Below are 25592 nucleotides of genomic sequence, written 5' to 3' on the forward strand. Positions count from 1 at the left end.
TAAGCTTTCCCGGAATAGTATTCCGGGTTACATTTAAGGCCGGAATAGCATTCCGGGTTATTGAGTTATGGCTAAAGAGAAAGAGAAGATCGCTAAACACGTGGACATCCGGAACCGCCGGGCGTCTTTCGAATACTTTTTTTTGGATACGTATACCGCGGGCATTATGCTGACCGGCACCGAGATCAAATCCATCCGCCAGGGCAAGGTCAATTTGGGCGACGCCTACTGCTTTTTCCTGAACGACGGGCTGTACATCCGCCAGATGCACATTTCGCCGTACACCGAAGGCACGCACTACAACCACGAACCGCTGCGCGACCGCAAGCTGCTGCTCCAGAAAAAAGAGCTGAAAAAACTGCAGGACAAGCTGACCGACCAGGGCCTGACGGTCATTCCCGTGCGGATGTTTATCAACGACCGGGGTTTTGCCAAGCTGGAGATCGCCCTGGCCAAAGGAAAAAAACTGTACGACAAACGGGAAAGCATCAAGGAACGCGATGTAAGCCGGGACCTGGACCGGGAACGGTACTAAGGGAGTTACGAGGGAAGAAACGCCGAATTACGGGTCCGGTGGAGCAGAATCCGCCTTTCACAAAGGACATAATTGGTGTTTTTTCATTCGTAAATTTTTTATGAACATTCGGCGCACAACTCGTTTTTGTAGTTATATATCAGTAAATTGCTATAAAAACGAAAGGAGCCAGACGTCGATATGGGCAGGAAAGTACTGGTGCTAAATCAAGATTACAGCGCATTGAGCATTTGCTCCGTACCGAAAGCGTTTCTGCTGGTTTATCTCAACAAAGCAGAATTAGTTGCCGAATCTGAATCTCATGTCCTGCGTACGGTATCGGATGCATATCCTTCACCGACCGTTATTCGCCTTCACCGCTATGTTCATCTGCCGTACAAGGGCGTTATGCTCAACCGGCAGAACATCTTCAAGCGCGACGGCAACCGCTGCCAGTATTGTGGCACACACGAAGAACTGACGCTCGACCACGTCATGCCGAAGTCCCGCGGCGGAAAGACCAACTGGGACAACCTGGTGACTGCCTGCAAGCGATGCAACTCCCGCAAAGGCGACCTGACGCCGGAAGAGGCGAACCTCAAACTGCATCACAAACCGTTTAAGCCGTCCTTCCTTGTCTTTCTGCGGGATTTTTCGGGCTCCGTCGAGGATAGCTGGATGCCATTCCTGAGCAAGCGCGAAAAGGGCGTAATCAATTAAAAGAACGAATTAGCGACCCAAGACGCGGAGGTTTGCACCGGGCACACAGAGAACGCTTTGTGGCCCGGGTGCGGGCCTCCGCGTTGCTGGTGGTTAACCCAAAAATCTTTTGACTATCAGTGAACTAAAATCGCAGAAGTCTGCTTAACTTTGCATCCGTTTTTTCAACCAAAATTTCAGCCAGGAAGGTCCGGGGGCTGATGTAATCAGGACCACAACTAAACATTTATGGCTAAAACGCAAGAACTGCCTGCTTTCGATTGGGATCGCGCAGACAACCGTGGCTTCGGCTACGGCTATTCCGAAGAAGAACGCAGCCGCATGGAGCAACTGTACGACAACACGCTCGCACAGGTTAACGAAAAAGAAGTAGTGAAGGGCTCGGTCGTAGGGATTACGGACCGTGAAGTGATTCTGAACATCGGATTCAAATCGGACGGCCTCGTACCGGCTTCTGAATTCCGGGACCTGCCCGATCTGAAAATCGGCGATGAAGTAGAAGTTTACGTAGAAAATCAGGAAGACCCCAACGGTCAGCTGGTTCTGTCCCGCAAGAAAGCGAAAGTGATCACGGCATGGCAGCGCATCCAGCAGGCTCTGGACGAAGACCTCGTGATCGAAGGCTTCGTTAAGCGCCGCACGAAGGGTGGTCTTATCGTTGATATTTATAGCATTGAAGCCTTCCTGCCGGGTTCACAAATCGACGTGAAGCCGATCCGCGACTTCGACGTGTTCGTGGGCAAGAAGATGGAAGTGAAAGTGGTGAAAATCAACTACGCCAACGACAACGTGGTTGTTTCACACAAAGTCCTGATCGAAAAAGATCTGGAAGCACAGCGTCAGCAAATCCTGACGAACCTGGAAAAAGGCCAGGTCCTGGAAGGGGTGATCAAGAACATGACCAACTTCGGGGTGTTCATCGATCTGGGTGGCGTCGACGGTCTGCTGCACATCACGGACATTTCGTGGGGCCGCATCAGCCATCCGTCCGAGCTGCTGCACCTCGACCAGAAAGTCAACGTCGTCGTTCTCGATTTCGACGAAGACAAGAAGCGGATCTCTCTGGGCATGAAGCAGCTGCAGGCCCATCCGTGGGATAACCTGTCGGCCGAAATCCAGGTAGGTTCACACGTGAAAGGCCGCATCGTGAATGTTGCCGATTACGGCGCGTTCCTCGAAATCATGCCGGGCGTAGAAGGTCTGATCCACGTTTCAGAAATGTCGTGGTCGCAGCACCTGCGCAACCCGCAGGACTTCCTGAAAGTGAACGACGAAGTAGAAGCCGTGGTGCTGACGCTGGACCGCAACGACCGCAAGATGTCGCTTGGCATCAAGCAGCTGACGCCGGATCCCTGGTCACGTCCCGAGCTGGTGACGAAATACGCCGTTGGCACCCGCCACAAAGGCACGGTTCGTAACCTGACCAACTTCGGCCTGTTCCTCGAAATGGAAGAAGGCATCGACGGTCTGGTGCACGTTTCCGACCTGTCGTGGACGAAGAAGATCAAGCACCCGTCTGACTTCATCAAAGTGAGCGAAGAACTGGACGTGGTGGTTTTGGAACTGGACGTGGAAAACCGTCGTCTGGCTCTGGGTCACAAGCAGCTGGAAGAAAACCCGTGGGACACGTTCGAATCGCTGTTCACGCCGGGTTCTGTACACCGCTGCACGATCCTGTCGAAGAACGACAAGGTAGCTACGCTGGAACTGCCGTACGGCATCGAAGGCTTCGCGGCCCTGAAAAACCTGGCGAAGGAAGACGGAACGATGGCCGAAGTAGGCGAGTCGCTCGACTTCAAAGTACAGGAGTTCTCGAAGGATGAGAAGCGCATTATGCTGTCGCACACGAAGACGTGGCAGGAGAAAGGCGAAGCTCCGAAAGCGGAGAAGAAAGCCGCTGCTCCGAAACCGCAACCCGCTGCCCAGCAGCAGGAACGCGGCGCTACGCTCGGTGACCTCGACGCCCTGGCTGCTCTGAAAGAGAAGATGGAAGGCGGTTCGAAGTAAGAATAATTGAGTAAAATTTAGAGAAAACGTGTCGCGGTACTGATTTTTTGTTAGTTTTGCGGCACGTTTCTCAACTGGTTCCGTGGCCGAGAGGCTAGGCAGAGCTCTGCAAAAGCTCCCACAGCGGTTCGAATCCGCTCGGAACCTCTTCGTTTAACTAGTACTTTTTCTAGTTGCTCCTGTCTGAAAACAGGACATAAAATGCCGTTCGGCGCTCCCTGAAAATGGAGTCCGGGCGGCATTTTTCTTTGCGCAATTTTCTGAAACACTGAAAGGTACATTTTGTTACAACTCCATTCAAATCAGCGGATTTAGAGCACTTCCTTAGAAGAAGTATAAATAAAATTCCGGCGCAAAATATCAAACCATTTGTGCTTGGTTAAGAACCGTTCGTGAATTACTTTTGTGTGTTAATGGAAAATTAAAAGTAGGTATGCATACTGATTTTCTTAGTTTCTCACTGATTCACAAGAAGTTCCGTGGGTTCAGCAGTGCACTCGTAATTGCACTGTCTGTCCTGTTGGCGGGCTCTCCGGTGACAGCGCAGGATAATGGCACGGCAAATGCTGGTGGCGCTCCTGCAGCGACTGGCGCTCCGTCCGACAACTCGACAGCCTCCGCGGCTGGTGCCGGTGGCGATGTAGCCAAAGGGCAGGAGTTGTTTACTAACCAGTGCCAGCAGTGTCACGCTGTCACGGATGAAGTTGTTGTAGGCCCCGGCCTGAAAGGCATCTCCCAGCGCCGCGACGAAGCATGGCTGATCAAATGGATCAAGAACCCGCAGGCGGTTATCTCCAGCGGAGATCCTTACGCGGTTGCGCTGTATAACAAATTCGCCCCGACGGTGATGCAAAGCTTCCCTGGTCTGTCAGACGATGACATCCGGGGCATTATTGCTTACGTCAACTCGGCCAACGCACCGGCAGCTCCGGACGCAGATGGTGGACCTGTGACAACGACTCCCGGACAGCAGACTGCCGCTTCTGAAAGCCCTTCAGGACTCTTCACCTTCGTACTGGTGGCCCTGATGGTGGTGATGCTGCTCGTTCTGGGTGTTCTGCTCGTAATTGTTTCCATCCTGTCGAAAGCCGTAACGGGTGCCCAGCCGGGTGCTGCTACGGAAGGAACGCCTTTCTTCGACCGTCTGCGCACGAATCTGGCGGCCGCCGCGGGTAACAGCACGCTCCGCTCGATTGTCATCTGGCTCTTTGCGTTTATCGTCGCCAAGCAGACCGTAGACGGTTTGTACAGCATCGGTATCCAGCAGGGATACGCTCCGAAGCAGCCGATCGCTTTCTCGCATAAACTGCACGCCGGTCAGTACCAGATCAACTGTAACTACTGCCATACCGGTGTCAACAAGGGCAAATCCGCTCACATTCCGTCGGCTAACATTTGTATGAACTGCCACGGTGTGATTAAGAAAGAGTCTCCGGAAATCCAGAAGATTTATCAGGCAATCGAAAAGGATCAGCCGATCGAATGGGTACGGGTTCACAACCTGCCGGATCTGGCCTACTTCAACCACGCCCAGCACGTCAATGTCGGCAACATCCAGTGCCAGCAGTGCCACGGCGACGTGGAGAAAATGGAAGTGATGCAGCAACGGTCGTCGCTGACGATGGGCTGGTGTATCGACTGCCACCGCAAAACGGAGGTCAATACGAAAGATAACGCCTACTACGACAAACTGGTGGCTCTGCACGCGAAAGAGACGAAGGAGCCGCTGAAAGTAGCCAACATTGGTGGTCTGGAGTGTTCGAAGTGTCACTATTAATCCCATCGTTCAAAACCAATCGTAACTGATTGATTCCGAATAGCAAGACCGTATGGAAAATACAACAAAACGGTATTGGAGAGGGCTTGAAGAACTGCGTAACGACGAGTCATTCGTTGCCAACGCGCACAAGGAGTTCTCTGATACCAATCTTGAGCAAAGCAACCAGGAAGGAAGCCTTGTGGACGGCATGGGGCCTGACCGCCGCGACTTTCTGAAAGTGCTTGGCTTCGGTATGGCGGCTGTATCTCTGGCAGCCTGTGATGCACCGGTGAAACGGGCCATTCCGTACCTCAACAAACCGGAGACCATCTTCCCGACAATCTCCAACTACTTCGCCTCTACCTTTATTGATAGCGGAGACTGGGCACCGATTCTGGTAGAAACCCGCGACGGTCGCCCCATCAAAATCGAAGGGAACACCACGTCTACCCTGACCGGCGGCGGTACGCTGCCCCGGGTGCAGGCGTCCGTTCTGTCTCTCTACGATATCGAGAAGCTGAAAGGGCCTAAGAAAGGGGATGCCGATACCAACTGGGAAACCATCGACCGGGAAGTTGGCGGCCAGCTGGCGCAGATTGCCGCTAGCGGCGGTGCCATCCGGATCGTATCCAGCTCGGTCCTCAGCCCGTCTTCCAAGGCGGTCATTGCTGATTTTGCGGCCAAGTACCCGACGGCCCGCCACATCCAGTACGACGCCAACTCCGCTTACGGCATTACCCTCGCTAACCAGGCCTCGTTTGGTCAGGCGATTGTGCCGTCTTACGACTTCAGCAAGGCCCGGGTCATCGTCGGCATCAGTGCCGACTTCCTGGGTTCGTGGGTAAACCCGCTGGAGTTTGCCGTTCAGTACGGACGGACGCGGAAGCTGGGTGCTGTCAAGGCGAACGGCAATAAGAAGGAAATGTCCCGTCACTACCAGTTCGAGTCAACCATGACGATGACGGGTTCCAACGCGGATTACCGCACCGGAATCAAGCCGTCGCAGGAAGGACTGGTAGTAGCGAACCTGTATAATAAGGTAGCGTCCAAGCTGGGCGGTGCTGCTCTGAGCGTTCCGGCCGTGAATGTCAACGGTCTGGACAAGGCCGCTGCCGACCTGATCGCTGCCCGAGGTGCCGCTCTGGTTGTGGCGGGTTCCAACGACCCGAACGTCCAGGTGGTAGTTAATGCGCTGAACAGCCTGCTGGGCAGCTACGGAACGACGATTGATATTAGCCGTCCGTTGAATACCCGCCAGGGGAACGATGCTGCCATGAACGCCTTCATCAACGAGGTGAAAGGCGGACAGGTGCAGGCCGTTCTGTTCTGGGATACCAACCCGGTTTATACCCACCCGCGGGGCAAAGAACTAGCCGAAGCGCTTCCGCGCGTGGCTCTGTCAGTATCGTTTGCTGACCGGGCCGATGAAACGGCTTCTCTGGTAAAATACATTGCTCCGGCTCCGCACTTCCTCGAATCATGGGGGGATGCCGAAGTGAAATCGGGCTATTACAGCCTGATGCAGCCGACGATCGGTCTGATTTTCAAAACCCGTCAGCCGCAGACAAGCCTGCTGACCTGGGCGGGTCTGAACGGCGATTATGAGGCGTATCTGAAGCGTTTCTGGCGTGCCAACATCTACACGGCAGCCGGCGCGACGGGAAGCTTCGAAGACTTCTGGATTCGTTCTCTGAACAACGGTGTGCTGGAGCCTGCGGCTCCGACGGCGGCCGCTGCCTCATTCAACGGTGCTGGTCTCCCGGCGGCGGCTTCGGCAATCGCCCAGCGTTACAAAGCCACCGCAACGGGTCTCGAACTGGCCCTTTACCAGAAAGTCTCGATTGGTACCGGTGCCATGGCGAATAACCCCTGGCTTCAGGAATTGCCGGATCCCGTCACCAAAGCCTGCTGGGACAACTACGCATTAATTTCTGCCAAAACGGCCAACGATCTGGGCGTTTCGCAGAACGATCTTGTAACAATTTCACTGAACAACACGTCAGTTGAAGTACCTGTGATGATTCAGCCCGGTCAGGCCGACGAAACGATTTCGATCGCCGTGGGTTATGGTCGCGAGAAAGCAGGGAAAGCGGCTAACGGAGTTGGGGCAAATGCCTTTCCGTTTGCATCGGTGGTTGGCGGAACGCTGTCGTCCACGGCTACCGGCGTGAAGCTGGAGAAAGCAGGCGGTACGCGCGAAATCGCCCAGACCCAGACGCACAACACGGTGATGGGTCGCCGGGCGGTGGTTCAGGAAGCAAAACTGGCCGCTTACCAGAAAGACCCGATGGCCGGACGCTTTACACCGAAGGTCAACACGTCCGAAGGTCCCGTTAGCCCGGAAGAGATTACGCTCTGGAACGGCTACGGCAAACCGAACCATTCGTGGGGAATGGTGATCGACCTGAACTCGTGTATCGGTTGCGGCGCCTGCGTGGTCGGCTGTATTTCGGAAAACAACATTGCCACGGTTGGCCGTCAGGAAATCATCAACCGTCGGGAAATGCACTGGCTGCGAATCGACCGCTATTACAGCAGCGACGCCGAAGCCGAAGATCTGAAAGGCCTGGAGGTGGCTTCGGCAAACCCCGAGGTGACGTTCCAGCCGATGCTGTGCCAGCACTGTTCGAACGCGCCCTGCGAAACGGTTTGTCCGGTTATTGCTACTTCGCACAGTACGGAAGGTCTGAACCAGATGACGTACAACCGTTGTATCGGCACCCGTTACTGCGCCAACAACTGTCCATACAAAGTGCGCCGGTTCAACTGGTTTAAGTATTTTGATAACGACAATTTCGATTACAACTTCAACAATGACCTCGGAAAGATGGCCATTAACCCGGACGTAACCGTACGTTCGCGGGGAGTAATCGAGAAATGCTCATTCTGCGTACAGCGTATTCAGGAAGGAAAACTGACGGCGAAGAAAGAACGCAGAAGACCGTATCCGGATGAAATTCAGACGGCTTGTGCGCAAGCCTGCCCGACGGACGCCATCATCTTCGGAGACATGAACGACCAGGACAGCTCGGTAGCGCGGATTCTGCGCGAAGAGCATCAGGGCCGGGCGTTCCAGGTGCTGGAAGAAATTAACGTAAGACCGCAGATTTCATACCTGACCAAGATTCGCAACAAAGACGAAGACCCCAAGCAGGAGTCCCGTCAGGCGGCGAAACCGGAGGAGGCCTAAGCGCCCGTTCTAATTTGCGTACAGTTTAATTCGATTCGTAGAATTCAAATTACTTAACTCACAATGCACGTTACATCACCCGTGAGAACCCCGCTGGTAACAGGGGGCAAGACGTACGCCGACGTGACGGAGGACATCTGCCGGCAGGTAGAAGGCAAGCCGACCCGCGAATGGTTGATTGCTTTCGGAATTTCTGTAGTTGTTCTTATTTACGGCACCGCCTGTGTCTTCTGGACCTGGTGGGAAGGTCTGGGCGTATGGGGTCTGAATAAAACCGTTGGCTGGGCCTGGGACATCACCAACTTCGTATGGTGGGTCGGTATCGGTCACGCCGGAACGCTGATTTCAGCCATCCTGCTGCTGTTCCGGATGAAATACCGGACGTCCATCAACCGCGCCGCGGAAGCCATGACGATCTTCGCCGTTATCTGCGCAGCCTCGTTCATTCTGATGCACATGGGCCGTCCGTGGCTGGCTCTGTGGGCTCTGCCGCTGCCGAACACCTTCGGTTCGCTGTGGGTAAACTTCAACTCACCGCTGGTTTGGGACGTATTTGCCATCAGCACGTACTTCACCGTATCGCTGGTATTCTGGTATATCGGTCTGGTGCCTGACCTGGCTACCATCCGTGACCGGGCGACGAGCAAAGTGTCCCGCTACATCTACGGCGTTTTCTCGCTGGGATGGAACGGCGGTGCCAAAACCTGGGCCCGTTACGAATACATCTCGCTGATTCTGGCCGGTATCTCGACCCCGCTTGTACTTTCGGTACACACCATCGTAAGTATGGACTTTGCCACGTCGGTTATTCCGGGCTGGCACACCACTATCTTCCCGCCGTACTTCGTAGCGGGTGCTATCTTCTCGGGTTTTGCGATGGTGCAGAACCTGATGCTGATTACGCGGGTGGTGTTCAAACTGGAGGACTACATTACGTTCGAGCACATTGAGTCGATGAACAAAATCATCACGCTGACGGGTTCGATCGTGGGTATTGCTTACCTGACGGAGTTTTTCATCGCGTGGTACTCCGGTGTGGAATACGAGCGGTACGCCTTCATCAACCGGGCTTTCGGTCCGTATTGGTGGGCTTACTGGGCCATGATGACCTGTAACGTAATTTCGCCGCAGCTGTTCTGGTCGCGCCGGATTCGCCGGAGCATCACCTGGACGTTTGTGCTGTCTGTGATTGTGAACATCGGGATGTGGTTCGAGCGCTTTGTGATCATCGTTACGTCGCTGCACCGCGACTACCTGCCGTCGAGCTGGGCGATGTTCTCTCCGACGATTTTCGACATCAGCGATTACATCTTCTCGTTTGGCCTGTTCTTTACGCTCTTCCTGCTGTTTGCAAAATTCCTCCCGGTTATCAACATGTTTGAGGTGAAGGCTGTCATCAAGTCTTCTTCCGAAAAACTGCCGAAATCGGTATCCGGAGTTGCCAAAGGCGAGCGCGTAGCGAATCCGACGTTTAACAAAAACGCTGAATAAGACATAGCGAAAGGGTACGGAGCGGCTTCGGCTTCTCCGTACCTGATTACCTTAAACTGAAAAGTTCACAAGAATGGCTGATCTTCACAATAGCAAGTTTCTGGTAGGCGTCTATGACGATGATGATGTCGTACTGAAGGCGGTAACAGAAGTAAAAAAAGCAGGCGTACGGATTCACGAAGTTTACTCACCGTTTCCGATTCACGGACTTGATGTGGCCATCGGTCACCCGCGTACCCGCATCGGTATCGCTGCTTTCCTTTTTGGTCTGACCGGCTTCCTGTGCATGGTGGCACTCACCCTGTACACGATGAAGTTCGACTGGCCGATGATCATTGGCGGTAAGGACCCGTACGCGCTGCCGGCTTACATCCCGGTAATGTTCGAGTTTACGGTTCTCTTTACGGCTCTCGGAATGGTGGGTACCTTCCTGGTATCCAATGGCCTCGGGCCCACCGTAAAGCCCCTGATGTTTGATCTGCGCAGCACCGACAACAAGTTCGTGTTGGCTATCGACCTGGAAAAAAACAAAATGTCGGAAGCGGAAATCACGAACGTCCTCCGGACGTCGGGCGCTGCCGAAGTGAATGTTAAACAATTTTAACTTCCTCTGACACCCATGAAATTCATGCGTCTGAACCGTTCGCTTCTGCTGATGACGGCCGCCGTGCTGACATTCTCGGCTTGTAAGCGGAGTCATGACGATCCGGGGACCGAATACGCTCCGAATATGTATGACCCCGTTGGATACGAGCCTTATAAGCAGATCGACGGCTTCAAGAATCCTTATAATAAATACGGAACCAACCTGTGGGAGCCGGTTCGTGGCACGGTGTCACGTCCGAACTACCACACGAAATTCAGTGACAGCACGGGCCGGTCCACGGAAGACCTGATGGTCTACAACATCCACCCGGACAGCATTACGATTTCGGAACGCGTGCTGAAGAATCCGATTCCCCTCAATGACCAGGTGCTGACGGACGGTAAGGAATACTACGCCCGTTACTGCCAGCACTGCCACGGCGAAACCGGTAAGGGCGATGGCCTGGTTGCCAAGCAGTACAAAGGGGTTCCGGTCTACTCAGGCTTGCCGCCGATGAACGATGGACACATCTTCCACGTCATCACGCACGGAAAAGGTCGGATGTGGCCGCATGGCTCACAAATGACTCCGGAAGAACGCTGGAAAATCGTTCACTACGTGCAAAAGCTGCAAAACGAGGGTTAATTTCAGCTAGGCATTATAATTCTTAGAAACGTAATGGCTCATTCACATTCGATACCGTCATTAGACGAACAATTTGAATTTACCGCCGAAAGCAAGCGGCGCCTCATCATCGGCGGACTCGTCGGGGTGGCGCTGGTTGCGCTAGGCTGCTACCTGCTGGCTTCCGGTGCAGGAGATCACGGCCACGCGGAAGTAGGTCACGGCAACGCGGCCAGCCACGGTGGTGAAAATGCGGCCGGACACGGCTTTAAGTGGACGACCCGCCTGTGGGCAAACGTCTGGGTAAACGCCGTGTACTTTACGGGTGCTTCGGTGATCGGCATGTTCTTCATGTCCTACAACTACCTGGCACAAGCCGGCTGGTCGGCCGTCATCAAGCGGGTTCCGGAATCGCTGCCTGCTTTCCTTCCGATCATGGGCGTTGTCATGCTGGCAACCTTCTTTATCGCCGGACATGACCTGTTCCACTGGACGCACGAAGGACTGTACGATGTCAACAGCCCGGAATACGATCCGATCATTGCGGGTAAGCGCGGCTTCCTGAACACGACGTTCTACCTGATTCGGATGGTGATTTACTTCGCCGCCTGGTATCTGCTGTGGCGGATGCTCCGTAACTTCTCCCTGCAGGAAGACCTGTACGGCGGAACGGAGTATTACGAGAAAAGCATCAAGTTCGGGGTGGCCTTCCTGGTGGTGTTTGGCGTCACGTCTTCTACGTCGGCCTGGGACTTTGTGATGTCGATCGACACGCACTGGTTCTCGACGATGTTCGGCTGGTACACGCTGGCAAGCTGGCACGTAACGGGTCTGGCGATCATTACCCTGATTGTCGTTTCGCTGAAAGAGCAGGGCTACCTGAAAGCGGTCAATGAAAGCCACCTGCACGACCTTGGAAAGTTCATGTTTGCGTTCAGCATCTTCTGGACATACGTGTGGTTTGCTCAGTTCATGCTGATTTACTACGCCAACCTGCCGGAAGAAACCATCTATTATCGGGAGCGTTTTTCAGGCTACGGCGGTATCTACAAAGCCCCGTTCTTTGTTAATCTGTTCCTAAACTTTCTCGTTCCCTTCCTTGTTCTGATGACAAGGGACGCAAAGCGTACGCCCATCATTCTGAAGATTGCCTGCTGGTCAATTCTCGTGGGTCACTACTTTGATTTCTGGGTTAACATCATGCCGGGAACGGTTGGCGAACACGCCGGTTTTGGTCCGCTGGAGTTCGGGATGATTCTGGTCTTCGCAAGCGCTTTCATCTGGTCCGTTTCTACCCAGCTTACCAAAGCGAATCTGATTGCGAAAAATCACCCGATGCTGGAAGAGTCACTGCATCACGATATTTAATCGGCCTTACTTTATTACTCTTACCCACAAATTCATATGGTTTACGTTGTAGGACTTTTAGCACTGGTATTCCTGGTCTTGACCGTGGTGGTACTGATGCGAATGACCTCTGTTCTGCAGAGCATGGGAGGTACGCAAGCCGACGGCCGGGTAGGCATGAGCAACCGGATCAACGGTATCCTGTTTCTCGGTTTCCTGATTTTTGGCTCAATTGCGGCTGCCTGGTCGTTCATTGAAGCTACAGACAGTTTCCTGCCTGAGGCTTCCACGCCGCATGGCCGTCGCACTGACAGCCTGTTCTGGCTGGTAATGGCCATCATTACGCTGGCTTTCTTCATCACCAATGCCCTGCTGTTCTTCTTCGCTTTCAAATACCAGTACAAAGAAGGGCGCAAGGCTACGTACTATCCGGAAAACCACAAACTGGAGCTGATCTGGACGGTTATTCCGGCCGTGGTGATGGCGCTGCTCGTATTCACGGGCTGGCGGGCATGGCGCGACATTATGTCAGAAGCGCCGGAAGATGCCGTGGTGATCGAAATTACCGGCAAGCAGTTTAACTGGATTACCCGGTATGCGGGTGCCGATAACAACAAGCTCGGTAACTACAATTACAAGCTGATCGATGCCAACAACGAAGTCGGGATCGACCTGTCGGACGAAGCTTCCTTTGACGATTTTGTTTCGAGCGAACTGCATATTCCGGTTAACCGTCCGGTTCTGCTCAAGATTCGGGCACGCGACGTTCTGCACAGTGTGTTCCTGCCGCACTTTCGGGTGAAGATGGACGCCGTGCCGGGCATGCCGACCCGCTTCTGGTTTGTCGCCGACAAAACGACTGAGCAGATGAAGAACGAAACGGGCAACCCGAACTTCAAGTATGAGCTGGCTTGTACGGAAGTTTGCGGCCGTGGTCACTTCTCGATGAAGATGAACGTGGTGGTGGAAGACGAAGAGAGCTACAATGCCTGGATTGCCCAGCAGAAGTCATGGCTGTCGCAAAACCCGGATTATGCAAGCCGTATTCCGGCCAACCTGAAGTCGAAGGCTGCGAAATATCTGCCGGCTGCGGGCGAAGAGCCTACGGCTGCTGAAACGGATACGACAGGTACCGGTACGGCAACGGCAAGCGTTTCGATGCGATAATTAACCTACAACTAAAGACTGTTTAACCTGTAATATGGCAACCGTTGACACGCACGTTGCGTCGCACGCTCACGTTGAAGAGCACGACCACCACGAGCAGCTAAGCTTCCTGAGAAAGTACATCTTCTCGGAAGACCACAAGACGATTGCGAAGCAGTACATGATCAGCGGTATCTTCTGGGCGATCCTGGGAGCGTCGCTGTCGGTGCTGTTCCGTCTGCAACTGGGTTTCCCGGACATGAATATGGAATGGCTCCGTCCGGTGCTGGGAAACTGGATTACGGAGCAAGGTAAACTGGATCAGGAGTTCTACCTGGCTCTGGTGACAATGCACGGGACCATCATGGTATTCTTTGTATTGACCGCCGGCCTGAGCGGAACGTTCTCCAACTTCCTCATTCCCCTGCAAATCGGTGCGCGTGACATGGCTTCAGGCTTCCTGAACATGTTGTCGTACTGGTTCTTCTTCCTGTCGAGCGTCCTGATGTTTGCTTCGCTCTTCCTGGAGACGGGACCGGCTTCGGGTGGCTGGGTGGTTTACCCGCCTCTGAGCGCCCTGCCGCAGGCTATCGACGGCTCGAAGATGGGGATGACCCTGTGGCTGATGAGCATGGCCCTGTTTATCGTGTCGCAGCTGCTGGGTGGTATCAACTACATCACGACGGTTATCAACCTGCGTACGCGGGGGATGTCGTTCAGCAAACTGCCGCTGCCGATCTGGGCATTCTTCCTGACGGCGGTCCTGGGTTTGATTTCGTTCCCGGTTCTGCTGTCGGCTGCTCTGCTGCTGATCTTTGACCGGAGCTTCGGAACCAGCTTCTACCTTTCCGAGATTTACATTGGCGGTGAAGCGCTGCCGAACGTGGGTGGTAGCCCGATTCTGTACCAGCACCTTTTCTGGTTCCTGGGTCACCCCGAAGTATACATCGTACTGCTGCCGGCCCTCGGGATCACGTCAGAAGTTATCGCCACGAACTCGCGTAAGCCGATCTTCGGTTACCGCGCCATGATTGCGTCCATGATCGGTATTGCCTTCCTGGCGTTTATCGTATGGGCTCACCACATGTTCGTAACGGGGATGAACCCCTTCCTGGGCTCGATCTTCATGTTCCTGACGCTGATCATTGCCGTACCATCGGCGGTTAAGGCGTTCAACTACATTACGACGCTCTGGAAAGGAAATATCGTCTTTACTCCGGCGATGCTGTTCTCCATCGGTCTGGTATCGTTCTTCATCTCGGGTGGGGTAACGGGTATCATTCTGGGTAACTCAGCGCTGGACATCCAACTGCACGATACTTATTTCGTCGTCGCTCACTTCCACCTGGTAATGGGTGCGGCCTCAGCCTTCGGTCTGCTGGCCGGTATCTACCACTGGTTCCCGAAGATGTTCGGCCGCATGATGAACGCCAAACTGGGGTATATCCACTTCTGGCTGACGTTCATCGGTATCTACCTCGTGTTCTTCCCGATGCACTACATCGGTATCGCCGGGTTCCCGCGTCGTTATTACTCGTTCACGAGCTACGATGCCTTCAAGACCTTCGGTGACCTAAACACGTTCGTTAGTATCGCCGCTATCTTTACGTTCTCGGCGCAGTGGATCTTCATCTGGAACTTCTTCTACAGCCTTTTCAAAGGGAAGAAAGCTCCGCTGAACCCGTGGCGCTCAAACACGCTGGAATGGACTACGCCGATTGTGCCGGGTCACGGCAACTGGCCGGGTGAAATTCCGGCGGTTTATCGCTGGCCGTACGATTATAGCAAACCGGGTGCGAAGGAAGACTTCATCCCGCAGACGGTTCCTTTCTCTCAAACTCCGGAGTCAAACCTGCCGCACGAAACGGCGCAGATTGCCCTGGAAAAAGAGATTGAGGCGCAAAACTTCAATGACCAGTTCAAGCAACCTCATTAATAAAAACGAACGCTTGTTTCGGCGGCTGGCACTTCTGACCGTCATCAGCGTCTACCTCATCGTAGTAGCAGGTGGCGTTGTCAGAAGTACCGGCTCCGGAATGGGCTGTCCGGACTGGCCCCGGTGCTTCGGCTCCTGGGTGCCGCCTACCGATGCTTCGCAACTTCCTCCCAACTACGCCGAAATCTACGGCGCCAAGCTGAAAGGGGAAGTTGTTTTTAATGCGGCAAAAACCTGGATCGAATACGTGAACCGCCTGGTCGGAGCCGTATCCGGACTTCTGGTTTTGGCAACATTTCTGCTCTCCATCCGCTATTTCCGGAAAGACCGGCCCGTGTTTGTCGGGAGCCTGGCTGCTTTGCTCCTGATCGGCTTCAACGCCTGGTTAGGTTCCAAGGTCGTTTCGTCCGAGCTGGCTCCGTACATGGTTACGCTGCATATGCTGCTGGCAATCGTGGTGATCTTTGCCCTGCTGTATGTGATGGTTCGTTCCAATGCACCCGCGTACGTGGTGTCCCTGGCAGATGGGGCCAAGCGATCCATCAACCGGACGCTGTGGTGGTCAATCGGTCTGCTTACCGTGCAGGTCGTGCTGGGAACGCAGGTCCGCGAGGCGATGGACGAAGTGATGACCGCGATGGGGGAGGCGGGACGGATGTTCTGGATCGAACGAATCGGTCTTCCGTTTTACGTCCATCGGTCTTTTTCCCTGCTGGTACTGGGATTTCATGTAGCCCTGCTGTACCAATTGTACCAACGGGGCCGGCAGAACACCAACCTTTACCGTTGGACGCTGGCTTTGTTTGTCATGATTCTGTTGGAGATTGCCTCCGGAATAATCCTGGCTTATCTGGGTGTTCCGGCTTTTGCCCAACCGATTCACCTGACCCTGGCCTTAGTAGCGCTGGGTGTTCAGTTCATTATTCTGCTGATGGTTAATGCCCGGACCTTTCTGAAAACCGAGCAGCCGTCGGCCCTCTCTTACGCTCATTAAGAATGCAACCAACGGAAAGTAAAACCATACAAACCGTAACGCTGTCAGAAAAGGCTAAGGCATACGGCGAACTGCTGAAATTTCGGCTTTCGCTGTTTGTGGCCCTGTCGGGAGCGTTTGGTTACAGCCTGGCGCTGCACCGCATCGACTGGCTGCAATTGGGAATGCTTCTACTCGGATCGCTGGCCATCACCGGTGCGGCGAATATCATCAACCAGATCATCGAACGGGACAGCGATAAGCTGATGAAGCGGACGGCGGGCCGTCCGCTGCCCAGTGGACGACTCAGTGTGCAGGAGGCCGCCGTGTTTGGCTTTGTGCTCTTTGCCGTCGGCTGCTATATTTTTCTGGCGTTTTTCAACTTACGGTCCTGCGCCCTGTCCGTACTTTCGCTGCTGTTGTACGGATTCGTCTATACACCGCTGAAGAAGGTCGGGCCGGTTGCCGTGTTCGTTGGGGCACTGCCCGGCGCTTTTCCGCCGATGATCGGCTGGGTTGCGGCGACAAACCATTTTGGCCTGGAACCGGGTATTTTGTTTGCCATTCAGTTTTTTTGGCAGTTTCCGCACTTCTGGGCTATTGCCTGGGTGGCGGACGAAGATTATAGCCGGGCGGGAATCAAACTGCTGCCGGCTGCCGGTGGCAAAAACATTCAGACGGCTTTCCAGATTATGATCTATACGCTGTTCCTGCTGCCGGTTGGCTGGCTGCCCTACGCGATGGGAATGACGGGTTTTCATTCGGGAATTGTGGCGACCGTTTTCGGAATTTTGTTTCTGGCGCAGACGTTTCACTTAATGAGAAAGTGTACGGACCGGGCGGCCTTGCAGATTATGTTTGGGTCGTTTCTGTACCTTCCGGTTGTGCAGATTGCTTTCTTACTGGACAAAATGTAAAACGTCAGGGTAAAGCCTGCCGACAACAAACTACAGACCTATGAGCGATACCGTAAAAACAATGACGTTGCTTCAGGAGGAACCGGAAGAAACCCTCTCGATGAACCCAAAGCGATTTGCGCTTTGGCTGTTTATTGTGAGTATCCTGATGATGTTTGCGTCCATGACCAGTGCCTACCTGGTGCGCCGGGCCGAAGGCGACTGGCTGGAATTTGACGTTCCCCGGATTTTCTGGTACAGCACCGCGGTACTGCTGGTGAGCAGCGTTTCCATGCAATGGGCCTATATTGCCGCAAAAAAAGACAATTTCGCCGCACTCAAGACAGCGATTTCTATTACTTTTGTGTTCGGCTTGGTTTTTTTGGGTATGCAGTTTCAGGGTTGGAAAGACCTTGTGGCCCAAAATGTGTACTTCGTGGGTAACCCGGCAGGGTCCTTCATGTACGTTTTCACGGGTCTGCACGCCTTTCACCTGATTACCGGACTCGTGGTGCTGCTGTTTGCGCTGCGGTCGGCGTTCCGGATGAAGACACACTCAAAAGAACTGACCGGAATTCAGATTGCAAATACCTACTGGCATTTTCTGGACGTGCTGTGGGTCTATCTTTTTGGCTTTTTATTGTATTTCAATTAACCGATTAATACACGCAAACGCATGGCTGCTACTGCAACGACGGCGGAAACGCCCGTGTTCGACAAAGGGACCTGGATGGGTGGCGTAGAACCAATGAAGGTGAGCTACGGCAAGCTGATGATGTGGTTCTTCCTGATCTCGGATACCTTCACTTTTTCTGCGCTGCTCGTAACCTACGGCATGATTCGCTTTAGCTATCCGGCTTACGACCCCGCAATTCACGGCGCATTTCAGTTTTCACAACTTTACTGGCCGATTCCGGAACGGGTTTTTGAAGCAGTTCCGTTCCTGCACGGCATTCATGCCCCGCTGGTGTTCGTCGGTATTATGACGTTCATCCTAATTTTCTCCTCGGTAACGATGGTACTGGCCGTTGAAGCCGGTCACCGTCGCGACCGGGCTGCGGTTGAAAAGTACATGCTGTGGACCATCATCGGTGGATTTGCCTTCCTGGGCAGCCAGGCATGGGAGTGGGGTCACTTTATCCACGGCACGGATGAAGGTTCGGTAATCAAAGAACTGGTGAACGGACAGTGGGTGCAGCGGACCGTCTTCGGGGCTAACCTGACGGAAAACCAGTACGGCCCTCCGGCCTTCGCGGATCTGTTCTTCTTCATCACCGGTTTCCACGGAACGCACGTGTTCTCCGGCGTGGTGCTGAACATCCTGATCTTCTACCGCACGGCAACGGGTATGTACGAGCGCCGCGGCCACTACGAAATGGTTGAGAAAGTCGGCCTCTACTGGCACTTCGTTGACCTGGTCTGGGTATTCGTCTTTACCTTCTTCTATCTGGTATAAGTAAGTAAACGCAAATTATCATGGCACAACATACATACCATAACGACGGCGAACACGAAGTTGCACCTGCTCAGACGGGAACGATCTGGCGTACGTTCTGGATTCTGGCAGCTATTACCGCACTGGAGTTTATCATTGCGTTCACGATTCCTGCCGGTACGATCAAAACGGCCATCTTCGTGGGAATGACCATTGTCAAAGCCTTTTACATCGTCGGAGAATTCATGCACCTGAAGCACGAAACGAAGTCGCTGATCTGGTCGATTCTGTTACCCTGTATTTTTGTAGTCTGGTTGTTAATTGCCCTGCTGATGGAGGGCGGTTCTATCTTCCAACTCCGTTAATATGCAACGCATCCTGAAAGCCGGGGCCATCATCCTTGTGTTGGTGGTCCCGGTTTTGATTTTTCTGTTCCTGCGCTTATTTGGTGAAAACCATTTCACGCTCAAGACGTACTACCCGCTGACAGACCCAGGTTCAGGAGCCGTCATCACGCAGCGGAGCCCAACGGCCAGCTGGTGGCAGATGCAGAAGGACACGGTCTACTACGCGGTTCCTGCCTACACCATTTCCATTCCTCCCAAAGACTCCACGTCCGGCCGGCTGAAACTGAAAAATACCAAAGATTTTGCCGGTCGTCTGACCATCCTCTCGTTCAACGGATCGGCCTGTGACCAGACCTGTCTGCGGGTAGCCGGTCAGGTTAATCGCGTGCTCGACATCTTTACCAACGATTCCAGCATTGTTGCCCTGACGCTCGTGGACCGGCTGGCGGCCGTCAATGCCATCAAAAAACAGTACGATCCCAGACCCGAGCGCTGGTTTTACGGTCAACCCACGCACAAAGCCGTCCAGCGGGTTGCCGAGTACGAATATCGGTTCGGGCAGCGGCCCATTCTGAAGCCGGAGAAAGAAACTTTTGCTTTCAACGAGGGGTTGGTGTTAGTAGACAAGGACGGCCATATTCGGGGCTATTACAAAGGCACCGACAAAGAAGATGTGGACCGGCTTGTTCTGGAAATCCGTATCCTGCTGGATATTTATGCAAAAAAATCCCCCCCGTATGGCGACGCTTGAACTTCAACAAAATCAGAAAACGGAACGGCTGATTACCATTCTTTCGGCGGCCATTCCGGTCGTGGTAGCCATTCTGCTTGGCATTCGTCAGAAAGTTGACCTGGGCGAATGGACCACCGTACTGCCTCATCTGAACGGCGTGATCAATTCCGTCACGACCATCACTCTGCTGCTGGGTTATTATTTCATCCGGCAGAAAAATATTACCGCGCACCGGGCCATGATGCTTACTTCCTTTGCACTGGGTTCGCTCTTTTTGGTAACTTACGTATTGTATCACCTGTCCAACGAGTCAACACCGTTTGGAGGCGAAGGCTGGATTCGGCCGGTGTACTATTTTCTGCTTGTATCGCATATCCTTTTGTCGATTGGCGTAGTCTGGTTTGTGCTGCGCGCCGTTTATTTTGCGTTGACCAATCAGATTGCCAGGCACAAGGCCGTTGTCCGCTGGGCCCTGCCGATCTGGCTGTATGTGAGTACCACGGGCGTTATCGTTTATCTGCTGATTCGCCCGTATTATAATCACTGAAAAACTTAAATCGATATGAAAAGTTGGATGAAGTGGGTAGGGTTTGTGCTGGTGTTCGTACTGACTGTTTCGGATTCGTTCGCCCAGTGCGCCATGTGCCGGGGTACCGTCGAAAGTACCATGAGCAACGGCCGCAATCTGGCGGCAACCGGTCTGAATACCGGTATCCTGTATCTGCTGGCGACTCCTTACCTGATCGTGGGCGCCATTGCCTACCTCTGGATTCGCAATAGTAAAAAAGAGCATGCCCAACGTCTCGAAATCGCAAGCCGTGTTAGGCGGGTTATGTCCCAGATGTAGACAAGCCCAAATATTTGAGTACCCCTGGTACAACCTTACCAAGTTCGATCACATGCACGAGCACTGTCCGCACTGCGGCATGCGCTTTGAAATCGAACCGGGCTATTTCTGGGGAGCTATGTACGTCAGTTACGCCTTGTCGGGTGGGGTGGCGCTGTTTCTAGGCTTCCTCCTGTTCTACGCCTTCGACGATCCGGCCTCCTGGATTTACCTGGCCGTGATTCTTCCGGCGCTGGTGCTGATTACGCCCGTCAACTTTCGGATATCCCGGATTGTGTGGCTGCATTACGTCTCCGGAATATCTTATAACCCTGGCGCTTAGCGCCTTAAGAGACCCGCGGTGAACACTGCGGGTTTTTTTATGAAAAATTTTCCCGGCCGCGCAACCTCTAGCCTGCTTCCTCGCATCTTGTAGTTGAATCCACCTTTGCACATGATTCGAGTTCTACCCTTTTTTACAACCGAAGCGCAGTTAATCAGCGCCCTGCAGCGAGCCGACAGCCGTGCCCAGAAGCTGGTGTACGAGCGGTTTGCGGGGAGGATGCTGACGGTCTGTGCCCGGTACATCGGAGACCGGTTTACGGCAGAAGAGGTGTTGATGGACGGATTCATGCGCGTGTTCGAACGGATTGGACAGTACAAAGGGGAGGGGAGTTTTGAAGGCTGGATGAAACGGATCATGGTCAACGAATCGCTGACCTACCTCCGTCGCCACAAGCACTGGCTGGCCGAAGTCAACCTCGACGATGCAGCGCCGACGGCCGAAGCAGCCTGGGCGGATGAAAATATCAGGGCCGAAGAACTGCTCGACCTGTTGGCTGAATTGCCGGAAGGGTATCGAACCGTGTTCAACCTGTACGCAATTGAAGGATATAACCACGCCGAAATTGCTGAAATGCTCGGAATCACGGAAAGCACTTCCAAATCCCAGTTACACCGGGCCCGTGCTTACCTGCAAAAGCAACTGACGCAATTGGACGCAAAAAAAAACTATACGGCATATGAAACAGCATCCCGTTGATGACCTGTTCGCCCGTCGGCTGAATGAACACGACACAAAGCCGAAGAATGCTACCTGGGACGAAATGCAGAAGCGCCTCCATCCTCAACCCGAACGACGGATTGGCGGTCGCTGGTGGTTCGCGGCGGCGGCAAGTGTCGCGGTGCTCCTCTTGGCGGGCTGGTGGGTATGGCAACAGGAGACAAGTACCCCGCTCGGAACAACAGGCCAGCCGCTGGCGCAGGAGAAAACGGAAAAACAGCCGCTGCCTCCCGCTGCTTCCTCCGGGCCGCAGACAGTGGAACAGGACTCTCCGGTAACGGATGCCGCGCCGGAGAACCGGATGCTGGCCCAAACGCCCGGAAAAGCAAAAAGCCCGGAAGTAGCCCTGGAAGAGAAGCCGCAGCCACTTTCTCTGCCCGAAGCCGAAAGAGAGCAGGTGGCACTGAACGAAGAAACGACTCGGCCCGCTGAACCCGCAGTCCCGACCCTGAAAAGTTCCGAACCTGCTTCGACCGCTCTGGTCACGCGCCCGGCCGAAAAAACGCTGGTGGTTAAAATCGATGAGCCGGTAGTGGCTTTTGTCGAAGAGCAGTCCGTAGAGCCGGTGGCCCAGACTCCGAAGAAGCGCATCCGGGTAGGCCGGCTGCTGCGGCAACTCAACAACCTCCGGGAAGGGGAGCCGGTAGACTGGCAGGAAACGGGCCTCAACGGCAGCACCATTCTGGCCAAAGCGACGGAAACGGTCGAACACGGCAAGGAGCGAATCGCCGAATCGTACGAGCACATCCGGACAAAAGCATTTAACAGACAAGAAAACAACAAATAACCATTGCCATGAGACAGCTACTCATTCTTTGCTTCATACTCTGCAGTACGTTTGGCTTCGCCGGAGGACAGCCGACGGCCAGTTCTTCCGATTCGCTGGTTCTGATTTTTGGAAACAAAACCCGCATGGTCATCCACTCGACAGATAAAAACGGGATTCAGGAACTGGCGAAATATGACCTGAACCGGATTATCCGCGACATGGGCCTTAAACTCGACTCGACCGATAACGGCAATACGCTGGTGATGGTGGATAAGAACAACTCCGTTCGTTACCTGCGGGATACGGTCATTGTGGTCACCAAGAAGGACGGCAACGTCACCGTGACGATCCGGGAGTCCAATAACGACCGTGTCGGAGAAAGGCAGGAAAGCAAGCGCTCCCAGGACCGGGTTGGGAAGGATGACGAAGATTATACCTTCCGGCCGAACGATTACCGTCGCAAAAACGGCTGGAGCCGCTGGAGCATGTTCAGTGTCAATGTGGGCCTGAATCTGTTTACCAATGCCCCCGGCAGCAACGCCCTGACCGACGACCAGTACCAGTTGCGGCCTATTGGCTCCCGGTTTGTTTCCCTGGCCATCGGGCAGCGTCCGGTTCTGGCGAGGGGAAGACGGGCCGCCCTCAGCGTCTACTACGGTCTGGAGTTCGCCTGGAACAACTTCATGTTTGAAAACGACAATACCGTCCGGAAAGGCCCCGCCGGCGTAGAGTTTGTTCCCATCGGGCAGGAGGTCCAGAAGTCAAAGCTGACCGCCGCGACCATCGGCATTCCGCTGGTGCCCCGGGTTTCGTTCTACAACCAGAGCGGCAAAAAAGTATTCCACATCGGGGCCGGTCCGTACGTGAATTACCGCATCGACAGCTACACCAAGATAAAATACGAGAACGACGAGAAAGACCGCTTCCGGTCAAACTATTACCTGAACGATCTTCGCTACGGTCTGATGACGCATCTGGGCATTGGAAAAACAAATTTCTTTGTCCGGTACGACCTGAACCCGTTGTTTGAGGAAGATCGGGGTCCGGACCTGCGGGCGTTAAGCTTTGGGATTACGCTTTAAAAATGAGCGAGATAGAAAAAACCGCCTGATTTCTTCCCAGGCGGTTTTTTATTTATCTCAAGAAATTTTAATCAAAGATTTGACAATAAAGAAAAAGGGTATAATTTTGCAACTCAATTAACCAACGGCACAACAAACGGGTCGAAAGTTAAGCGAAAAAAGTCCCTGGGGAGTTTCCAGAGTGGCCAAATGGAGCAGACTGTAAATCTGTTGGCGTACGCCTTCGGAGGTTCGAATCCTTCACTCCCCACGAAGATTTTAAGGTTTAAAGTTTAAATGTTGAAGCGTTCAACCTTAAACTTTAAACCTTAAACTTTGAACAAAAGCGGAAGTAGCTCAATTGGTAGAGCGATAGCCTTCCAAGCTATAGGTTGCGGGTTCGAGACCCGTCTTCCGCTCAAAGCGGTAAACGACGCAAAGCAGTCGATAGTCTTATAGGCTATGGGTTGCGGCCGGGGTGGCAAGCCACTTCGAGACCCGTTTTCCGCTCTTTGTGAATCAATAATGAAGAATTAACAATGAACAGGGTAGCTGATCAAGCTTCGATATTCATTTTTCATTATTAATTATTCATTCACAACAAGCCTTCTTAGCTCAGTGGTAGAGCACTTCCTTGGTAAGGAAGAGGTCGTCGGTTCAAATCCGATAGAAGGCTCAGAAACGGCAAATTTCACCCCAATTTCATAACAAGTACACTTTAAGCGTTTCCAACAATGGCTAAAGAAACATTTGACCGTTCGAAGCCGCACGTCAATATCGGTACGATTGGTCACGTTGACCACGGTAAGACTACTCTGACGGCTGCAATCACGAAAGTGCTGGCTGAAAAAGGCTTGGCGGCAGTGCGCGACTTCTCTTCCATTGACAATGCTCCGGAAGAAAAAGAGCGTGGTATTACGATTAACACTTCCCACGTAGAATATCAAACGGCTTCTCGTCACTACGCACACGTCGACTGCCCGGGTCACGCTGACTATGTGAAGAACATGGTAACGGGTGCTGCCCAGATGGACGGCGCTATCCTGGTAGTAGCTGCGACGGACGGTCCGATGCCCCAGACGCGTGAGCACATCCTGCTCGCCCGCCAGGTAGGTGTTCCCCAGCTCGTTGTGTTCATGAACAAAGTGGACATGGTGGACGATCCGGAACTGCTCGAACTCGTTGAGATGGAAATCCGCGAGCTGCTGAGCTTCTACAACTTCGACGGCGACAACATTCCCGTTATCCAGGGTTCTGCACTGGGTGGCCTGAATGGCGATGCCAAGTGGGTTGGTACGATCGAGGCGCTGATGGATGCTGTTGACAGCTTCATTCCCCTGCCTCCGCGCCAGACCGATCTGCCGTTCCTGATGCCGGTTGAGGACGTGTTCTCTATCACGGGTCGTGGTACGGTTGCTACCGGTCGTATCGAGCGTGGTATCATCAACTCGGGTGATCCGGTTGAAATCCTCGGTATGGGTGCAGAAAACCTGAAATCAGTTGTAACGGGTGTTGAAATGTTCCGGAAGATTCTGGACCGTGGCGAAGCCGGTGACAACGTAGGTCTGCTGCTCCGCGGTATTGAAAAAACCGACATCCGTCGCGGGATGGTAATCTGTAAGCCGGGTTCGGTGAAGCCGCACTCTAAGTTTAAGGCTGAGGTTTACGTTCTGTCGAAGGAAGAAGGTGGCCGTCACACGCCGTTCTTCAACAAGTACCGTCCGCAGTTCTACTTCCGTACCACGGACGTAACGGGCGAAATCATCCTGCCGGAAGGTGTTGAGATGGTTATGCCGGGTGATAACATCACCATCGAAGTAACCCTGATCAACAAGATCGCCATGGAAAAAGGTCTGCGTTTCGCTATCCGCGAAGGTGGCCGTACGGTTGGCGCCGGTCAGGTAACGGAGATCCTCGACTAATAAGTAATTGATAGCAAATGCATTTCTTTCGGGAGATGCATTTGTTTTATCTAAATATTTAGTAATTTTGCAGTCCGTTTCGACGGGTAACCAGAGGAAGGAGAAAAGATCTAAGATAAAAGACTGGTTCATTTCCACTTTTGTCTTACCTCTTTTCTCTTTCTTCTGAACAAACGGGTGTAGTTCAAGGGTAGAATAGCGGTCTCCAAAACCGTTGATGGGAGTTCGAATCTCTCCACCCGTGCCA

The 25592-nt window shown here is 53.5% G+C and carries 24 protein-coding genes and 5 tRNA genes; all 29 read left to right on the forward strand.

The window, feature by feature from the left end; all coding sequences use genetic code 11:
• Positions 1–67: 67 nt before the first annotated feature.
• The 29 genes from smpB to ORG26_RS12755 all read left to right on the forward strand — a co-directional run bounded on the left by smpB (position 68) and on the right by ORG26_RS12755 (position 25592).
• The gene (smpB, locus tag ORG26_RS12615; RefSeq protein WP_266362254.1) at positions 68–535 is read left to right on the forward strand and encodes an SsrA-binding protein SmpB; all 468 of its coding nucleotides are present in this window, start codon (positions 68–70) and stop codon (positions 533–535) included.
• A 180-nt stretch (positions 536–715) separates the two neighbouring features.
• Complete coding sequence (locus ORG26_RS23585; protein WP_266362256.1) at positions 716–1234, forward strand: HNH endonuclease; 519 nt, start codon at positions 716–718, stop codon at positions 1232–1234.
• 228 nt (positions 1235–1462) lie between these two features.
• Positions 1463–3241 (forward strand): 30S ribosomal protein S1, encoded by a 1779-nt coding sequence (gene rpsA, locus ORG26_RS12625; protein WP_266362258.1) that lies wholly within the window; start codon positions 1463–1465, stop codon positions 3239–3241.
• Between the two features lie 76 nt (positions 3242–3317).
• A tRNA-Cys gene (locus tag ORG26_RS12630) sits at positions 3318–3388 on the forward strand.
• A gap of 286 nt (positions 3389–3674) precedes the next feature.
• Complete coding sequence (locus tag ORG26_RS12635; protein ID WP_266362260.1) at positions 3675–5018, forward strand: c-type cytochrome; 1344 nt, start codon at positions 3675–3677, stop codon at positions 5016–5018.
• A gap of 52 nt (positions 5019–5070) precedes the next feature.
• Positions 5071–8190 carry a TAT-variant-translocated molybdopterin oxidoreductase gene (locus ORG26_RS12640; RefSeq protein WP_266362262.1) on the forward strand — a complete coding sequence of 1040 codons (3120 nt, stop codon included), beginning with the start codon at positions 5071–5073 and terminating at the stop codon, positions 8188–8190.
• Between the two features lie 63 nt (positions 8191–8253).
• Positions 8254–9681 (forward strand): NrfD/PsrC family molybdoenzyme membrane anchor subunit, encoded by a 1428-nt coding sequence (gene nrfD / locus ORG26_RS12645; RefSeq protein WP_266362263.1) that lies wholly within the window; start codon positions 8254–8256, stop codon positions 9679–9681.
• A gap of 73 nt (positions 9682–9754) precedes the next feature.
• Positions 9755–10285 (forward strand): DUF3341 domain-containing protein, encoded by a 531-nt coding sequence (locus ORG26_RS12650; RefSeq protein ID WP_266362265.1) that lies wholly within the window; start codon positions 9755–9757, stop codon positions 10283–10285.
• Positions 10286–10300: 15 nt separating this feature from the next.
• Positions 10301–10912 carry a c-type cytochrome gene (locus ORG26_RS12655; RefSeq protein WP_266362267.1) on the forward strand — a complete coding sequence of 204 codons (612 nt, stop codon included), beginning with the start codon at positions 10301–10303 and terminating at the stop codon, positions 10910–10912.
• A 33-nt stretch (positions 10913–10945) separates the two neighbouring features.
• Positions 10946–12259 (forward strand): quinol:cytochrome C oxidoreductase, encoded by a 1314-nt coding sequence (locus ORG26_RS12660; RefSeq protein ID WP_266362269.1) that lies wholly within the window; start codon positions 10946–10948, stop codon positions 12257–12259.
• Positions 12260–12295: 36 nt separating this feature from the next.
• Complete coding sequence (locus ORG26_RS12665; protein ID WP_266362271.1) at positions 12296–13405, forward strand: cytochrome c oxidase subunit II; 1110 nt, start codon at positions 12296–12298, stop codon at positions 13403–13405.
• 34 nt (positions 13406–13439) lie between these two features.
• Entirely contained in the window at positions 13440–15320 is a 1881-nt protein-coding gene (locus ORG26_RS12670) for a cytochrome c oxidase subunit I (RefSeq protein ID WP_266362273.1), read from the forward strand.
• Positions 15295–16314: a COX15/CtaA family protein gene (locus tag ORG26_RS12675; protein WP_266362275.1), complete on the forward strand. Its 1020-nt coding sequence runs from the start codon at positions 15295–15297 to the stop codon at positions 16312–16314. Before ORG26_RS12670 ends, ORG26_RS12675 begins: the two co-directional genes overlap by 26 nt.
• A 2-nt stretch (positions 16315–16316) precedes the next feature.
• Positions 16317–17210, forward strand: a complete 894-nt coding sequence (gene cyoE / locus ORG26_RS12680; RefSeq protein ID WP_266362277.1) for a heme o synthase — start codon at positions 16317–16319, stop codon at positions 17208–17210.
• A gap of 40 nt (positions 17211–17250) precedes the next feature.
• Complete coding sequence (locus ORG26_RS12685; RefSeq protein ID WP_266362279.1) at positions 17251–17844, forward strand: cytochrome c oxidase subunit 3; 594 nt, start codon at positions 17251–17253, stop codon at positions 17842–17844.
• A 21-nt stretch (positions 17845–17865) separates the two neighbouring features.
• The gene (locus ORG26_RS12690; RefSeq protein ID WP_266362281.1) at positions 17866–18645 is read left to right on the forward strand and encodes a cytochrome c oxidase subunit 3; all 780 of its coding nucleotides are present in this window, start codon (positions 17866–17868) and stop codon (positions 18643–18645) included.
• 20 nt (positions 18646–18665) lie between these two features.
• Positions 18666–18989, forward strand: coding sequence for a cytochrome C oxidase subunit IV family protein (locus tag ORG26_RS12695; RefSeq protein WP_266362283.1), 324 nt, complete (start codon positions 18666–18668; stop codon positions 18987–18989).
• A 1-nt stretch (position 18990) separates the two neighbouring features.
• On the forward strand, positions 18991–19722 hold the full coding sequence (locus ORG26_RS12700; protein WP_266362285.1) for an SCO family protein: 732 nt from the start codon (positions 18991–18993) through the stop codon (positions 19720–19722).
• Positions 19709–20251 carry a DUF420 domain-containing protein gene (locus ORG26_RS12705; protein WP_266362287.1) on the forward strand — a complete coding sequence of 181 codons (543 nt, stop codon included), beginning with the start codon at positions 19709–19711 and terminating at the stop codon, positions 20249–20251. The genes ORG26_RS12700 and ORG26_RS12705 overlap by 14 nt, the downstream gene beginning before the upstream one ends.
• A gap of 15 nt (positions 20252–20266) precedes the next feature.
• On the forward strand, positions 20267–20551 hold the full coding sequence (locus ORG26_RS12710) for a hypothetical protein (RefSeq protein ID WP_266362289.1): 285 nt from the start codon (positions 20267–20269) through the stop codon (positions 20549–20551).
• A 52-nt stretch (positions 20552–20603) separates the two neighbouring features.
• Positions 20604–20873 carry a DUF983 domain-containing protein gene (locus ORG26_RS12715; RefSeq protein WP_266362291.1) on the forward strand — a complete coding sequence of 90 codons (270 nt, stop codon included), beginning with the start codon at positions 20604–20606 and terminating at the stop codon, positions 20871–20873.
• A 111-nt stretch (positions 20874–20984) separates the two neighbouring features.
• Positions 20985–21572: an RNA polymerase sigma factor gene (locus ORG26_RS12720; RefSeq protein WP_266362293.1), complete on the forward strand. Its 588-nt coding sequence runs from the start codon at positions 20985–20987 to the stop codon at positions 21570–21572.
• Positions 21553–22380, forward strand: coding sequence for a hypothetical protein (locus ORG26_RS12725; protein ID WP_266362294.1), 828 nt, complete (start codon positions 21553–21555; stop codon positions 22378–22380). Before ORG26_RS12720 ends, ORG26_RS12725 begins: the two co-directional genes overlap by 20 nt.
• An 8-nt stretch (positions 22381–22388) precedes the next feature.
• The gene (locus tag ORG26_RS12730; protein ID WP_266362296.1) at positions 22389–23444 is read left to right on the forward strand and encodes an outer membrane beta-barrel protein; all 1056 of its coding nucleotides are present in this window, start codon (positions 22389–22391) and stop codon (positions 23442–23444) included.
• A gap of 167 nt (positions 23445–23611) precedes the next feature.
• Positions 23612–23694, forward strand: a tRNA-Tyr gene (locus tag ORG26_RS12735).
• Between the two features lie 75 nt (positions 23695–23769).
• Positions 23770–23842: transfer RNA gene (locus tag ORG26_RS12740), tRNA-Gly, on the forward strand.
• A gap of 185 nt (positions 23843–24027) precedes the next feature.
• A tRNA-Thr gene (locus ORG26_RS12745) sits at positions 24028–24099 on the forward strand.
• Between the two features lie 58 nt (positions 24100–24157).
• Positions 24158–25345: an elongation factor Tu gene (tuf, locus tag ORG26_RS12750; RefSeq protein WP_266362298.1), complete on the forward strand. Its 1188-nt coding sequence runs from the start codon at positions 24158–24160 to the stop codon at positions 25343–25345.
• A 173-nt stretch (positions 25346–25518) separates the two neighbouring features.
• Positions 25519–25592 (forward strand) — tRNA-Trp (locus ORG26_RS12755).

It is taken from the genome of Tellurirhabdus rosea, assembly GCF_026278345.1.
Lineage (GTDB): Bacteria > Bacteroidota > Bacteroidia > Cytophagales > Spirosomataceae > Tellurirhabdus > Tellurirhabdus rosea.